We start from the raw sequence: 14,692 nt of genomic DNA, 5'->3' as shown, positions 1-14,692 counted from the left end.
TATGTTTCTTTGAACTATTTAGACGCGAATGTACTCTCATCCCTTTTCACTTTAATACTGTAAATTTACAAATTGTAAAAACTTATAAAACAACATTACAAACATAGGAGTACGCTAAGTTATACGCAAAGGTTCGCAAAGCTTAAAATAAAACTTTGCGAACCTTTGCGTTTTTTCTTTGCGCTCTTTGCGATTAAATCTTTTTCACTTCGAAATCAAAAGTCAACAAATAAATAGTTTTTGTTAAAAAAGTATTAAGTGAATATGAAAATATCTTATATATTCGTAAAACTGTATTTTTAGATTTCAATTATTAACAAGATCTCAAAGTTGTTTTATGAGCAAAACTTCTACTAAGGGCATTTGGAAAGTAATTTCTGCCTCTTCTATGGGCACCATGATTGAATGGTACGATTTTTATATCTTCGGCAGTCTGGCTGTTGTTATTTCAACTAAATTTTTCCCTAGCGACAATCCTACCGCCGCATTCCTATCTACACTAGCTACTTTTGCAGCCGGATTTGTTGTTCGTCCTTTTGGTGCTTTATTTTTTGGAAGACTTGGCGATATTATTGGTCGTAAATATACTTTTATGGCTACCTTATTATTAATGGGTGGTTCTACTTTTCTAATTGGCTGTATTCCGAGTTATGAAACTATTGGTTTTTTGGCTCCTTTATTGGTCTTAGTTTTGCGTCTCTTGCAAGGACTTGCTCTTGGAGGCGAATATGGCGGGGCTGCTACGTACGTCGCAGAACATGCACCAGCTGGAGAAAAAGGCTATTGGACTTCTTGGATTCAAACAACTGCTACAGTTGGATTATTTATTTCTCTAATGGTTATTCTAGCAACCAAAAGCGTTCTTTCTCCAGAAGCTTTTGACTTGTGGGGATGGCGTGTTCCGTTTTGGGTTTCTATTGCAATGGTTGGGGTTTCTTATTTGATTAGAAAAAATATGGATGAATCTCCGATTTTCGCGAAAGCTAAAAAAGAGGGAACAACAAGTACGAATCCGTTAAAGGAAAGTTTTGGAAATAGATACAATTTAAAGTTTGTTCTTTTGGCTTTGTTTGGAGCTACAATGGGACAAGGTGTCGTTTGGTATACGGGACAGTTCTACGCGATGAGCTTTATGAAAACGGTAATGAATGTTGATTCTTCGCAAGTAGACGAATTATTAGGAATTGCTCTTTTAATTGGTACTCCATTTTTTATTTTTTTTGGATGGTTGAGCGACAAAATTGGACGCAAATATATTATGATGTTCGGAATGCTTCTGGCTATTTTATCTTACAGACCTATTTATAAAGCGATGTACCAAACTACAGACGTTAGCCTGAAGACAGAAATATTGGAAAAGCCTATTGAAACAACCGAAAAGAAGGCTAACGGAAGTTCTGTTACAACCATTCAAAAAAAATATACTGATGGCACAACCGCAATGGAGAAAAAAACGTACATAGATAAAAAAGATGTACAAACAAGTGTCTCAATTCTAATTAATTCGAACGATAAATGGGCTTTAATTTTTCTGGTTTTTATTCAAGTTTTATTTGTAACAATGGTTTACGGCCCAATTGCTGCATTTTTAGTTGAAATGTTTCCTACCAAAATTAGATATACTTCTATGTCATTGCCTTATCACGTCGGGAATGGAATTTTTGGAGGATTACTTCCAGCTATTTCCACTTATTTTGTATCACACGCCAAAACAGCAGGTAAAACCGATTTTTATTTAGACGGATTATGGTATCCTATTATAATTGCCGGAATCTGCTTTATTATTGGAATGATTTATATTGACAACAAAAACAAAATTACTCACCTTTAAAATTTTACAAAAAAATGAATGCGATTAAACAAGTTTTAGGGGCGTTATGGATTGCTTTGGCTGCAGCTGCGGCTTATTTTTGCGTGTTTGAATTTGGTTTGCCCAAACTTCTTTCAGACCAGCAGGATGATTTGGTATTTGGTGTTATTATCCTATTTATACTAACTCCGCTTATCATTATGGGATTAGGAACATTTGGATATTACTCTTTAATCGGAGAATATAATGAACCTAAGAAAAAACAAATAAAATAATTACAGCTAAGTCATGAACAATGTCTAATTATTTAAATACCTCTAGAAGACATTAGAGTATTAAAATAAGACATTTGAATAAAAGCTGTTTAAATAAAAAAAAGGGCTGTCCATTTCTAGACAGCCCCTTTTCATTACTAACCAAACCTAATTTTTAATAAATTTCACAACACGAACTTTATTATTTTCGTCAAACGTTTTTACGAGATACAATCCATTAGCTAAGCCATTTACTGAGAATTGATAATCTGTATTTCCGTTTGTATTAAACGTCTTTACTAGTTGCCCTGTAATGGAATAGATATCTACTTTTGAAGCTTTAAAACCTAAAGTAAAATAATCGGTAACGGGATTTGGATATAAACTAACTTGGCTTCCTCTTTCAAAATCTTCTATTGCCAGATTTGCTTGTTTATTGCCATAAATTTTAAACTCACCAGGAGCTAAACTTATTGGCGAATTTACATTTGCAACATTCATTGTTGTGTTGTCCATTAAATTATACCATGTTCCTGTATATTGAAATCCTGGAATCATATTTTGCGTGACAGTGTCAAAATTAGCCAAAATCACGACGTCTTTAAGTTGAGCCGAAGTCAGACTGCTGTTTGTAATTTTAATATTTACGGTCAGAGTCGCTGCATTGGCCATTGTTGCTGTTCCTAAAAATACGGGTTCTGTTTTTTTAAGCGTAATCATTTTAGCCCAATCGTTGTAAATCTTATTCCGATTAGAATTGCTAAGCCAATTCTCTGTCCATTGTGGCTGTGGTTTTGTGTCTAATTTACAATCGCCAGGAGTTGTTCCTGTTTCATCGTTTACAGTTCCGTTATTACAGCTAAAAATAGAATCGTCCATTCCTAGCTCTCCAAAATGCCAAATCATTTTTGGCCCTGGAATCAAAAGAGAGACTGCGCCTATTGCAGACATTCTAGACAATCCCGTATTTAATGTTTTTACATTATAATTTCCGTTTGAAGCTCCGTACTGCACATTTTTATACATCAACCGTTCTTCGTCATGGCTTTCTGCATAACCCATCAAACGATTTGCTGCGAATCCGCGGTTGGCACTATTCATTCTAAAAATATTACTTTCAGAAGCATATCCCATTGACAATTGATTGTACTCTTTTGTCATTTTTCCCCACATCATTACACCTTTACTTGGCGTTTCTACTACTTTGTAATTCGCCCATTCCTTTTCTTCAGCATCGCTTCCTAAATGTTCGAAAATAGTATAATGAGTTGGATCTATCGCCCAAGAAAAGTCAGCATATTTTTTTAAAATATCAACACGATCTTGCTTGAAAGAATCTGTACAAGAATTGTCTCCAGCTGTACATAATTGTGTAAATCCTTTTGTTAAATCCCAACGAAAACCATCAATTTTATATTCTTCAATCCATTGTTTAATCACCCTATTAACATAATACTGTGTTTTTAGTGATTGATGATTAAAATCTTCTCCCACACTATAGCTATGTTTTGCTACGGTATTAAAATACGGATTTTCTGCCGTCGGAGCGCCAAAACCATCTCCATCAGGATCATTCATCCACATTCTTACCATTGGATTTCTTCCAAAAGCATGATTTAGGGCAACATCAAGAATAACAGCAATTCCGTTTTGGTGGCACAAATCAATAAATTCTTTTAACTTATCTGAAGTTCCATAAAACTTATCTAAAGCCATATGAAATGAGGTATTATACCCCCAACTTTCATTGCCTTCAAATTCCATTACTGGCATTAATTCGATTGCATTTATTTTTAAATTTTTAAAATAATCTATTTTATCAATTAAGCTTTGATAACTTCTAGATGCATCAAAATCACGAACCAAAACTTCATAAACTACTAATTTTTCTTTTTGAGGTTTTACAAAATTGGTCACCTTCCAATTGTAAGGAGTCTCACCTGTTTTTAAAACAGTAACTTCAAAATTTTGTCCCGCTGGATAAACAGGCATATTAGGGTATTTTGAAGAAGGTATATATTGATCATCAAATGGAGACAAAACTAACGTAGAATATGGATCTGCTGTTTTTACCATTGAAGGTGAATTTGCCAAAGGAGTTGCATCTACAACCCAATATTGATACAAATTATTAACCCCTGAAACTAATCCTGTCAATGCGAGCCAAAATTTGCCTGAAACAGGATCTTTTTTCATAGCATAAGCCGTTGTTGGCTGCCAGTTATTAAAACTTCCGGCTACGTATACAAAATCTTTTAGCGGCGCATCGAGTACCAAAGTCGCTTTTGTAAAATCGATAGGATTATAATTAATTCCGTCTACCAATCCTGCTGGCATTGCCTCAGAAACGGTATTTGGATTTACTATCAAAGCAAATTTCTTCGAAACTGTAGTTGCTCCTTGTCTTACAAGCAATTCATAATTTTGATTTCCAGTAATATTGGCGTGTGTATAAGAATAATTCGAAGTACTTGCATTGGTATTTATTGTAACTCCATTTGCTTTCAAAGTATAACTTGCCGCTCCATTTGTATTTGAGGCCTTAATATTAAAACTTGCACCAGAAGCAATAATCGAAGTGCTGTTTTCTGCTGGTGAATTTAGAGAAACTTGAAAAGAGCCAACTTCAACAGCAATATCCTGTGACTTCTTATCTCCTGTACCGTCTTTTGCTTTTACAAGAAAACCTATTTTCCCTATTCCGTTTCTGGAAAAATATACCGATGGTGTTATGGTTTTGGTATAAGTGTCTGTTCCTGCATTATAAGTAAATTTACTAGCTTCGTTTGATGCTGTCCAAGAACCGTTTGACGGACTATCTGCTTGATTTGTATCATTTACATCATAAGACCAAGACCATAGATAAATAGCACGGGTTGCACTTATCCCCCACGCAGTTTCGTCAACGCTATCTCCGTTAATTGTAATCGTAATTGGCGTTGTATCTTCAAAAGTTGGCGGATTTATAGAATATGTTACTGTTTTTATTTGTGCAGAAAGAGAAAATGCTAACAGTAAAAATATAGATAGTAAAGTTTTTTTCATAATCAGTGTGGTTATTTTGATTAGTTAGTCTGATTAAAAAAGGGCTATCTGGAGATAGCCCTTTTTCAGTTATTAACTGAAGTTTTTATTGATTTGGAATCATCAAATAACTTCCGTCTAAATCATTGAAATAAATTACATATGTAGATTTAGCAACTGGTATATTATCTCCTGTGCCTCCACCTGAAAAAGCAGTATTTCCACCCCATGAAACATCCCATGAATTGTTTGCTCTAAATTTCGCCTCTCCCTCACCTAAAGAAGTTGGTCCTTTTGAATAAACATGCTTATTGAAAGATGACTGATCCAATAAAACTGGTGTACTCCAGGTAGGATCAAAAACGCTTCCGATGATATCAACACTTGTATATGTTTTTGCTATCGCAGCAGCATCTTTAAATTCTTCTAATGTATATTTTAAAGATTTAGTATTAAACTCTAAAGTGTAATATCCATCAGCAGGAATTGTAAATTCTCCTGCATTGTCTTTAATTTCAATTGATGAATCGTCGGCTCTACCCAACTGAGAAGCCCAGCTTCCTTTTTCAGAAATTAATTTAAAGTTACCAGCTTTAAAGTATCCAGTAAATTTATATTTAGTTGCGTCTTTTCCATCTCTGAACATTGGCTGATGTGGAGTATCAACATTATTATCCCATCCGCCAGCGACAGCTGCACCAATTAGATACCAATCTGTAAACTCATAATCAACTCGTCCTAAATAAGGCGTAACACTAATAGTTATTAAGCCTGTAGAAACTTGTTTAAATGACCCCGAAACATTTGATACAATTTTAACATCATATTCCGCCGCTACGTCTGGCACTCCGCCAAGATCAATTGCAACCTGATTTAGATCTCTAACTAATACAGAAACTTCTGTTACGCTTGCAGTAGTTGTTTCAAGTGTTTTTGCAGCAGAAAAATCACCTCCTTTTTTATCAATCAACAAAGTATAATTTACTGCTACTACAGTCGAATATTTTGCAGCAGACCATGTGAATTTAGCAGCTACTTCTGCTCCTTTATCAGCTTCCAAAACATACGTTTGTCCTGTTGCCGGTGCCGTAATTTCAGGCGCTGTAACAACGTCTAGAACTGGTCTTTCATCAACAGCGTCTGCATTACACGACACCGTTAATACGCCAATAAATGCGATTAAAACTTTATATATATTTTTCATTTTACAATTTTATTAGGTATTAATATCCCGGATTTTGTTTCAAAGTAGGATTTGCCTGAATTGTTTTAGCAGGAATTGGCATAAGGTCTCTTGTAGATGCAGTAGAAGTACCTGCTTGAACACCACCTTTCCATTGCCAGATTTTATCTCCTCCTGTAAATTTACCAAAACGAATTAAATCAGTTCTTCTTTTACATTCCCAATATAATTCTCTTCCTCTTTCAGCCAAAATAAAATCAAGTGTTAAATCTGCTGCTGTAATTGTTGGAGCATTTCCTCTTGTTCTAATTTGGTTAATATATTGAACAGCTGTAGCTATATTTCCAGATGATGCACCTCTTACAGTTGCTTCAGCATACATCAAGTAAGCATCTGTAACTCTAAACATAGGAAAATCAGTATCAGGAATATCTGCTCTTTGAGCAGCTGAACCATCAGAATTAACATTTGTAAATTTTGTTAATGCATAACCATCTGTAAATGTTGATGTATTAGCAATATCTAAAGCTTGTCCCGGAGTATAAGCATATAAACGTTTGTCTCTCCAAACTTGCTGTTTACCCAAAGATACCGGAGCATTTGTAAAACCAGTTGGAGCCGCAACCGCAACACCGTTTAAAGTAATTGCACCCGTTACAAGGTTAAACAAATAAGTGTTATTAGCGTTATAACCTGTATCTTTTTCATTTTTATCGCTTGAATCGAAAGCCAATCCATCTTTATTAACTAAGATACCTGTGTTGTTTGCCAAGTTTTTGCTTTTTGTCTGATAGAAGTCAAATGAACCTGTAGGAGTACCAAAACTAGCAATAAACTCTTTGCGTGTTCTGATTCCCTGCCATCCACCATCCATACCTTGCTGAGCAGCATCGATACTTCCTCCAATAGAAGCATGTAAAATAAAACTCATTCCACCACCAGTTGCTCTAATTGCATTTCCGTCACTGATGATTGGGAAAATAAATTCTGACTGAGCACCGTTTCTATCATTATTCGCAGAAAACAAGTGACGGTAAGGAACTTCTGCAAATGTATATCCTGAGCTGATAACTTCGGCACACAATGTTGCAGCCTCGTTATTTCTTTCTGTGCCAGTATAAACTTTTGAATTTAAATAAATTTGAGCTAATAAAAATTTAGCCGCCACTTTATCAATTCTTCCGTATTCATTTGATTTTGCAGTTTTCAAACTATTATCTAAATCTTTTAATTCAGACTCTACAAAAGCAAAAACTTCTGCTCTTGTTTTTTGTTCTGGATAGAAAAATCCTACTGGATCTGCTTCTGTAGTAATTGGCACATTACCAAACAAGTCCATTAAATTCACATAAGAAAAAGCTCTTAAAAAACGTGCTTCTGCTCTAAAAGTTGCAATTTCAGCTTTTAAATTAGCATCAACTCCTCTGCTATCTAATTTATCTTCTGTTGTTTGTCTTAAAAACTCATTTGCCAAACTAATATGGTAAGAAGCTCTAGAATAAGTTCCGTATAAAAACTCATTAACAGGAGACCATGTCTGCGCATTTAATGTTGGCAAAGTACCATCTGCCCAAGCAATAATAGCTTCGTCTGTTGTAAATTCCTGAGTTACGAAAAGTAAACGCAGGTAACTACTAAAATCTCCACTTAGACCCGCAATATCAGCTTGTCCATCACCATCATTACCTCCTACATACAATCCAGCATATAATTTTGCTAATACTTGTTTATAAGATTCAGGATCTTGGAAAAAGGTTTCTGATAAAAACTCATCATCATCCTTAGGGGTCACGTTTAAATCGTCTGTACACGAAGTCAACGTCATACTAATTCCTAAAATGAATAGGAAAAAATAAGATATATATTTAAATGATATTTTCATTTTGTATGTTTTAAAATTGTTTTTCAATGTACTTTTAGAAACTTGCATTTACTCCAAACAAGAATGTTCTTGCTCTAGGGTAAACGTTACCATCAATTCCGTTGAATTTCTCCGGATCCAATCCATCATATTTTGTAAGTACAAAAACGTTTTGAACACCAGCTGAGAATCTTAAAGAAGCCGCTTTTAATAAAGATTTGTCTAATGTATATCCTACAGTTATGTTATCTAATTTAATGAAAGAAGCATCTTTAATGTAGTAATTAGATAAATAACGCTGTGTACCATTATCTTCAAATTTGAAACCTGTGTTTAAATAATCTGAACTAAGGTTTGACAAATCATTATCTCTTCTTAGAGCCTGATCTGAGTATCCTAAGTTAGAATTTACGTTATCAAAAATGTAATTTCCTAAACTAGCTCTCCAGTTCATTGTAAAATCAAACTTTTTGTAGTTTAAAGTTGAGAATAAACCAAACGTATAATCTGCTGTTGGTTTTTTATATCTGTAACGATCAGAAGCATCAATTTTACCATCTCCGTTTCTGTCTACATAAGCACCTGCAATTGGTTTTTTATTAGCATCGTACAATTGCTCATACACAAAGAATGAGTTTGGAGCATATCCAACTGTATTAATTAATATTTTATTTCCATTTCCTCCTTGAATGTTATCTCCTACTTCATATCCTTGGAAACCTTCAACAGTTTGACCTAAACTTTCAATTTTTTGATCTAAATAAGTAGCATTAACAGCAACATTCCAAGTTAAATTATCATTTTTAACAACGTCAGATTGTAAACTGAACTCTAGTCCTTTTGTTCTCAAATTACCAATATTGTTAAATCCTTGGTTTCTTAAGTTTGCTCCATCTGGAACTAATACATCAGCTAATAAATCTGTAGATTTTTTATCGAAATAGTTTACAGATCCTGTAATTCTATCATTTAAGAATCCGAAATCAACACCAACGTTCATCTCTGCTAATTCTTCCCATTTAATGTTTTGGTTGTAACCTTCTGGTCTTGCAGTTCTGTAAACAACACCGTTAAATACGTATTGAGTACTAATTGTCCCTAATGTAACTCTTCTTAAATAATCATACTGAGCAGAAATATCCTGCTGACCAGTAGTACCATAACCAACTCTTAATTTTAAACTAGAAAGCGTTTCGTTATCTTTTAAGAAAGACTCCTCAGCAATATTCCATGCAAAAGCACCTCCCATGAAGTTACCCCATCTGTTTTCTTCAGAAAAACGAGAAGTTCCATCTCTTCTATAATTTAATGTCAGCAAATATCTACTATCCCAACCTAGGTTTAAACGACCAAAGAAAGATTGTAAATTAATATCTGGATCAGTGATAACATCTTCATTTCTAGTTTCAACAGGCTGTGTAAGCGCTCCAGATTGGTATTTTTCTTTTTGAAACAACTGATAGTTATATCCAGCCGTAGCATCCAATTTAAGTTTTCCTAAATTTTTGCTATATACAAAATAAGTATTTAAGTTTTTATTTTGAAGATCATCTGTATAAGTATCATAATTCCCTAAATTCACATAACCAGCAGATGTAAAAGGAACAGGTTGAAATCCTAAAATACTTTCTGTGCTTTGTCTGTTGTATCCGCTACTGTCAAATCTATCGATTCCCGCTTCAGCTACAACTCTTAAATCTTCAAAGAAGTGAAATTTATAATCTAGACTAATGTTACCCCACTTTCTTGTGGATTTAGATCTTTTATCTTCTTGGTTTAACCTCGCTACAGGATTTTTAGCAGGTAATAATGCTATGTTTCCGTTTGGCTCCAACCATTCAAAATATCCTCCATAACGAGAACCTGCTTGATAAGGAGATTGTGTAGGATCAAAACTAATTGCGGATCCAATAACTGCATTCTCATCCTGAAATTGATTTTTACTGAAAGATAAGTTTCCGCTAATATCAATTTTTAAGTGATTGTCAAATAAAACAGGGTTTAACGATATCGATGTCGTTGTTCTTTCAAAAGAAGTATTTCTTAAGATTCCAGGATTATCAACATTTCCAACAGATAAACGAACTGGTAATTTATTGAATAAAGAACCACTTACAGAAATATTATTATTTGTTGTCAATGCAGTATGGAAAATTTCATCTTGCCAGTTTGTACTTGCAGTACCCATTGTTGCTTTTTGAGCATCATTCCCTAACGTATTCACTAAATTACGAAATTGTTCTGTACTTAAAACATCAACAGTATTAGCAACTGTATTAATACCAACTTGAGAGCTGAAATTAACTTTTACGCCTCCTTTAGTTCCTTTTTTGGTAGTAATTACAATTACACCATTTGCTGCACGAGAACCGTAAATAGCCGCCGCAGAAGCATCTTTAAGAACTGTAAAAGACTCAATATCATTTGGGTCAATTGTAGATAATATACTTGTAGCACCACTAGGAACCGCATTGCTCAACGGAAGTCCGTCTAAGATAATCAACGGATCGTTTGAAGCACTTAGTGAAGATCCTCCACGAATTCTAATATCTGCTTTTGCACCTGGAGCACCTCCTCCAACAACATTTACACCGGCAATACGCCCGCCAATTAATGACTCTGGAGTAACGTTGATACCTTTATTAAATTCTTTGGCAGAAATTTGAGATACAGATCCTGTCGCATCTTTTTTCTTAACAGTACCATAACCTACTTGTACTACAACTTCTTGAAGTTGATTTGTATCTTCTTCCAAAGAAACATTTAATGGGTTCTGTCCAGTAAAATCAATCGTTTGCGTTTTATATCCAATAAAAGAAATAACGATTTTACTTCCATTTTTAACATTTGATAGTTGGTAATTACCATCAAATCCAGTTGATGCACCGTTTGGAGCACCTTGTACATTTACATTTACCCCAGGTATTGGCTGACCTGTTGCTTTATCAACAACAGTCCCTTTTAAAGTGTTCTGAGCCAACACTGTAAAAGGCAACAATAGGAATAAAAATAACAACTTTTTGTAAATTGTTTTCATACTTTTTGTTTAAATTAGTTTTTGAGTTTTTGAACGTTAGTTAAGTTTTTAATTTTACTTCGAATCCCAAAATTATCAATTTATTAACATGAACAACCAGACACTTTTTTTATTGCGTTACGAAAACGTGGTAGTGTTGAAAACTTTCTACATTTTGTAATCTTTTCAGTCAAAAATTATCAATTCTAAAAATATTAGATACCTTTATTATTAATTAGATTTTTTTCACATAATAATATGAAACGTAAAATAACTCTAAAACAGATTGCAAAAGAACTTGACGTGTCTATCTCAACTGTCTCAAAATCACTTAGAAACAGTCTTGAAATTGGAGAAGAAACACGGCTAAAAGTTCAGGCTTTTGCGAAGTTTTACAACTACAAGCCCAACAATATTGCCCTAAGTTTAAAAAACCGAAAAACCAAGAGTATTGGTATTATTATTCCAGAAATTGTACATTATTTTTTCTCTACCGTCATCAACGGAGTAGAACAGGTAGCAAACGAATACGGCTACAGCGTAGTAATCTGTGTATCAGACGATTCTTTTGACAAGGAAGTTCTAAATATGGAAATGCTGGCCAATGGAAGTATAGATGGTTTTATCATGTCTCTTTCTAAAGAAACGCAATATAAAGGCGATTTTCATCATATCACCGAAGTAATCAATCAGGGAATGCCGGTGGTTATGTTCGACCGTGTTACCAACGATATTTTATGCGATAAAGTAATTATTGACGATAAATCTGCTGCCTATGAGGCAGTTCAGAGTTTAATTGACAATGGACGCAAGAAGATCGCTCTAGTAACTACAGTCGATTATGTAAGTGTTGGAAAACTTAGAACAGATGGTTACGAAAAAGCTTTACTCGACAATGGATTACCGTTTAATGAAGATTTAATTATCAAAATTGAAGATGTAGAAACTTGCGAAATAACGATCAGTCAGCTTTTACACGAAAGAGCTTTCGACGCTGTTTTTGCTGTAAATGAGCTTTTTGCCGTAACAATTATCAAAACAGCCAACAAAATGGGATTAAAAGTCCCTGAAGATTTGGCCGTAATTGCGTTTACTGACGGAATTATTTCAAAATACTCTACTCCAACTATTACAACTGTTAGCCAAAGTGGTGAAAAAATGGGAAATAAAGCAGCCAAAATGCTGATTGAAAGACTCGAGGCCGAAGAAGATGACGATGAAGAACATACCGAAAATTACACTACAGAAGTTATAGAAACACACCTTATAAAAAGAGAATCTACTGACTAATTTTCTTAAAATCAACCTATTCCAAAGCCATAAAAAACATTTATGGCTTTTTTATTAGCATAAATAAAAAAATAATTTATACTTTTACGCCCGTCAAGGCTTTTACTTTTACTTCGAAAAAACAGTAAGTTTTGATAAGCAAAGCGCTTATCGTATAATTTTTCACAATTACGATAATGGAAAAGCGTAAATTAAGTTTCTGGGAAATTTGGAACATGAGTTTCGGTTTCTTAGGAATACAAATGGGGTTTGCTCTTCAGAATGCAAATGCCAGCAGAATTCTTCAAATTTTTGGTGCCGACGTACATGAACTTTCGTGGTTCTGGATTATTGCTCCCCTAATGGGATTAATAGTGCAGCCTATTATTGGTCATTATAGCGATAAAACCTGGGGAAGATTCGGAAGACGAAAGCCTTTCTTTTTGGTGGGTGCTATTTTGGCTTCGGTAGGATTAATTTTAATGCCACAAGCCAATATTTTCATTTCAATTTTACCTGCTTTATGGGTTGGAGCCGGAATGTTAATGATTATGGATGCCTCTTTTAACATCGCCATGGAACCTTTCCGTGCTTTGGTTGGAGATAATTTAAGAACAGATCAGCGTACTGCGGGTTTTAGTATTCAGACTTCTTTAATCGGTTTTGGAGCCGTAATTGGTTCTGCACTTCCTTACATCTTAACTAAGTATTTTGGAGTATCAAACAGTTCAGTTCCTGGAAGTGTACCTTTAAACTTAACTTTATCTTTCATTATTGGTGCAGCCGTTTTAATCGGTTCAATCTTAGTGACTTTATTTTCAACTAAAGAATATTCTCCACAAGAATTAGCCCAATTTGAAGATCCTCAAAACGAGGAAGAAGTCAAAGAAGAAGAAAAATCAAAACTTACAGACATTTTTACTGATTTTGCAAAAATGCCAACTACAATGCGTCAGCTTAGCTGGGTGCAGTTTTTTTCATGGTTTGGTCTGTTCGGAATGTGGGTTTTTACCACTCCAGCAATTGCACATCACATTTACGGTCTGCCACTAAGCGACACTTCAAGTCAGCAATATCAAGATGCCGGCGACTGGGTCGGAATACTATTTGGTGTTTACAATTTAGTTTCGGCAATTATTGCACTGTTCTTTTTGCCGTATATCGCTAAAAAAATCGGACGAAAATCAACACATTCTCTCTCTTTAGTCATTGGAGGAATCGGATTAATTTCAATTTATTTTATGCCTAATGAAGACTGGGTTGTACTTCCGATGGTTTTAATTGGTGTGGCTTGGGCAAGTATTCTGGCAATGCCATACGCAATTCTTGCAGGATCTATTACGCCTAAAAAAATGGGTGTTTACATGGGAATCTTCAATTTCTTTGTCGTTATTCCGCAAATTGTAAACGCACTTATTGGCGGTCCAATTGTAAAATATCTCTACAATGGCGATGCAATTTATGCTTTAATTACCAGCGGTGTCAGCTTTTTAATTGCTGCTGCTTTGGTTTATAAAGTAAAAGACGTAGACGACATCAATATAAAATCATAAATAAGAACCACACTACTTATAATGAAAAAAGCATTCATATTCGATCTTGACGGTGTAATTGTAGACACCGCCAAATATCACTTTTTAGCCTGGCAAAAAATCGCTCAGGAATTAAATATAAATTTTACGCACGAAGACAACGAACTTCTTAAAGGAGTAAGTCGTGTTCGTTCTCTAGATATCATTTTAGGATTAGGAAATGTTCAGGTTTCGCAGGCCGATAAGGACAGAATGCTAATTGAGAAAAATGAAGAGTACTTATCTTATTTAGTTGACATGGATGAAAGTGAGATTCTTCCAGGGGTTTTAAAAATCCTAAAACTATTAAAAGAGAAAAACCAAGGAATTGCATTGGGTTCTGCCAGTAAAAATGCAAGACCAATTTTAGAAAAAACAGGGATTCTGTCTTACTTCGATGTTATTGTTGACGGAAACGACGTTACCAATGCAAAACCAGATCCGGAAGTTTTCTTAAAAGCGGCTCAATTATTAAACATTGATCCAAAAAATTCAATTGTATTTGAAGATTCTGTTGCCGGAATTCAGGCAGCAAACATCGCAGAAATGGTAAGTGTGGGAATTGGTGAGGAAACAATTTTACATGAAGCTGATCATATTTTTAAAGATTTTACCCAAATCGAAACGAGCTTTATTGAGGAACTAATTGGATAATGTGCCAATTTGATAATTAGATAATTCGCTTTGCAGAAATTATCTAATTA

9 protein-coding genes are annotated in these 14,692 nt (G+C 34.5%); 5 read left to right on the top strand and 4 right to left on the bottom strand.

Annotated features, from left to right (window positions below):
* Window positions 1–337: 337 nt before the first annotated feature.
* Window positions 338–1,831 carry an MFS transporter gene (locus EG814_RS17615; protein ID WP_125723206.1) on the top strand — a complete coding sequence of 498 codons (1,494 nt, stop codon included), beginning with the start codon at window positions 338–340 and terminating at the stop codon, window positions 1,829–1,831.
* 14 nt (window positions 1,832–1,845) lie between these two features.
* Window positions 1,846–2,085, top strand: a complete 240-nt coding sequence (locus EG814_RS17610; protein WP_125723205.1) for a DUF6814 family protein — start codon at window positions 1,846–1,848, stop codon at window positions 2,083–2,085.
* A gap of 147 nt (window positions 2,086–2,232) precedes the next feature.
* Here EG814_RS17610 and EG814_RS17605 read toward each other — a convergent pair whose 3' ends face one another.
* From EG814_RS17605 to EG814_RS17590, 4 genes are all read right to left on the bottom strand, one after another.
* Complete coding sequence (locus tag EG814_RS17605) at window positions 2,233–5,109, bottom strand: alpha-amylase family glycosyl hydrolase (protein ID WP_125723204.1); 2,877 nt, start codon at window positions 5,107–5,109, stop codon at window positions 2,233–2,235.
* An 85-nt stretch (window positions 5,110–5,194) separates the two neighbouring features.
* Window positions 5,195–6,292 (bottom strand): SusE domain-containing protein, encoded by a 1,098-nt coding sequence (locus EG814_RS17600; RefSeq protein WP_125723203.1) that lies wholly within the window; start codon window positions 6,290–6,292, stop codon window positions 5,195–5,197.
* Between the two features lie 19 nt (window positions 6,293–6,311).
* Complete coding sequence (locus tag EG814_RS17595) at window positions 6,312–8,153, bottom strand: RagB/SusD family nutrient uptake outer membrane protein (protein ID WP_125723202.1); 1,842 nt, start codon at window positions 8,151–8,153, stop codon at window positions 6,312–6,314.
* Between the two features lie 34 nt (window positions 8,154–8,187).
* Window positions 8,188–11,169: a SusC/RagA family TonB-linked outer membrane protein gene (locus EG814_RS17590; RefSeq protein ID WP_125723201.1), complete on the bottom strand. Its 2,982-nt coding sequence runs from the start codon at window positions 11,167–11,169 to the stop codon at window positions 8,188–8,190.
* A 237-nt stretch (window positions 11,170–11,406) separates the two neighbouring features.
* Between EG814_RS17590 and EG814_RS17585 the strand changes: the two genes are divergently transcribed.
* The 3 genes from EG814_RS17585 to pgmB all read left to right on the top strand — a co-directional run bounded on the left by EG814_RS17585 (window position 11,407) and on the right by pgmB (window position 14,642).
* On the top strand, window positions 11,407–12,438 hold the full coding sequence (locus EG814_RS17585) for a LacI family DNA-binding transcriptional regulator (protein WP_125723200.1): 1,032 nt from the start codon (window positions 11,407–11,409) through the stop codon (window positions 12,436–12,438).
* 176 nt (window positions 12,439–12,614) lie between these two features.
* Window positions 12,615–13,970: an MFS transporter gene (locus EG814_RS17580; protein WP_125723199.1), complete on the top strand. Its 1,356-nt coding sequence runs from the start codon at window positions 12,615–12,617 to the stop codon at window positions 13,968–13,970.
* Window positions 13,971–13,988: 18 nt separating this feature from the next.
* A complete protein-coding gene (pgmB, locus tag EG814_RS17575; RefSeq protein WP_125723198.1) occupies window positions 13,989–14,642 on the top strand; it encodes a beta-phosphoglucomutase in 654 nt (217 codons plus the stop codon).
* Window positions 14,643–14,692 lie beyond the last annotated feature (50 nt).

It is taken from the genome of Flavobacterium ustbae (genome assembly GCF_003946915.1).
GTDB classification, from domain to species: Bacteria; Bacteroidota; Bacteroidia; order Flavobacteriales; family Flavobacteriaceae; genus Flavobacterium; species Flavobacterium ustbae.
This window is presented reverse-complemented; position numbering and strand designations above follow the sequence as displayed.

Excerpts from the sequence above, each read along its gene's own strand:
- EG814_RS17615 (WP_125723206.1), top strand. The coding sequence starts at position 338 with ATGAGCAAAACTTCTACTAAGGGCATTTGGAAAGTAATTTCTGCCTCT.
- EG814_RS17610 (WP_125723205.1), top strand. The coding sequence starts at position 1,846 with ATGAATGCGATTAAACAAGTTTTAGGGGCGTTATGGATTGCTTTGGCT.
- EG814_RS17605 (WP_125723204.1), bottom strand. The coding sequence starts at position 5,109 with ATGAAAAAAACTTTACTATCTATATTTTTACTGTTAGCATTTTCTCTT.
- EG814_RS17600 (WP_125723203.1), bottom strand. The coding sequence starts at position 6,292 with ATGAAAAATATATATAAAGTTTTAATCGCATTTATTGGCGTATTAACG.
- EG814_RS17595 (WP_125723202.1), bottom strand. The coding sequence starts at position 8,153 with ATGAAAATATCATTTAAATATATATCTTATTTTTTCCTATTCATTTTA.
- EG814_RS17590 (WP_125723201.1), bottom strand. The coding sequence starts at position 11,169 with ATGAAAACAATTTACAAAAAGTTGTTATTTTTATTCCTATTGTTGCCT.
- EG814_RS17585 (WP_125723200.1), top strand. The coding sequence starts at position 11,407 with ATGAAACGTAAAATAACTCTAAAACAGATTGCAAAAGAACTTGACGTG.
- EG814_RS17580 (WP_125723199.1), top strand. The coding sequence starts at position 12,615 with ATGGAAAAGCGTAAATTAAGTTTCTGGGAAATTTGGAACATGAGTTTC.